Source organism: Microbispora sp. CSR-4, assembly GCF_008033685.1.
Taxonomy (GTDB): domain Bacteria; phylum Actinomycetota; class Actinomycetes; order Streptosporangiales; family Streptosporangiaceae; genus Microbispora.
Genome location: NZ_VJVX01000216.1, coordinates 1 through 719 on the forward strand (window position 1 = coordinate 1; position 719 = coordinate 719).

The 719-nt window shown below is 64.5% G+C and carries 1 protein-coding gene; it reads right to left on the reverse strand.

All coding sequences use genetic code 11. From position 1 onward, the window contains the following. Window positions 1–191: 191 nt before the first annotated feature. Window positions 192–719: hypothetical protein (locus tag FLV34_RS39520; protein ID WP_222709811.1), on the reverse strand; the 528-nt coding region annotated here is incomplete at its 5' end.

Genomic DNA, 719 nt, shown 5'->3' on the forward strand with positions numbered 1-719 from the left:
CCCGGCGCGACAGCCGGGCCACCAGGCTGACCACGACCGCGATTTCACACTCCAGCCGAACCGCTCAGCCAGCGACCTGATGAACGTGAAAGATCGAGGCTAACGTGGGCCGGACCTCGCTCAACGGGGCCGGCCCACGCTCGTACACCCATCCACGGGCACCTGGCGACACTCTCGGATCATTCCTACGGTCAGGTCGCTCGTTCCGGATTCTTCACGCATTCCGTGTCGCCACCGATGTTGATTCCGACAGGGGATTCGGGCACCCCAACACGGATGCCGCCCATGCCTTTGTGTTCAGCGCCGGCCACGCGACCTTTCGTGTAGTCGATGGTCCAGCCCCGCTGGCGCAACACTGTGAGGACTTCCCGAAACACCTCGTCCGGATCGGACGCGTCGTCCGCGGTGTCGCTGCGAACCGTGAGGAGACTTGTCACACTCGTGTCGTCGGTACCGACAGGCCCGCCACACGGCGCATCCTTCACCTGTACGGCGACGAGGGGCTCGGCGTCGGGGAAGACCGCCCGGATGATGGCATTGGCCTCGGTGATGAGCACCTGACGAGATTGTTCGGGGGTCATCTCCACTTCCGGTACGCGCATGCAGCCGGCCAGGGGAATCAGGGCTGAAGCGTTCTCAGGTTGTGAGACCGAGTAGCTGAAGTGCATCGGTGGGGTGGCTGCGGTAGTGGTCGGTGGCGGCGGCGATGTTGGTCCAGC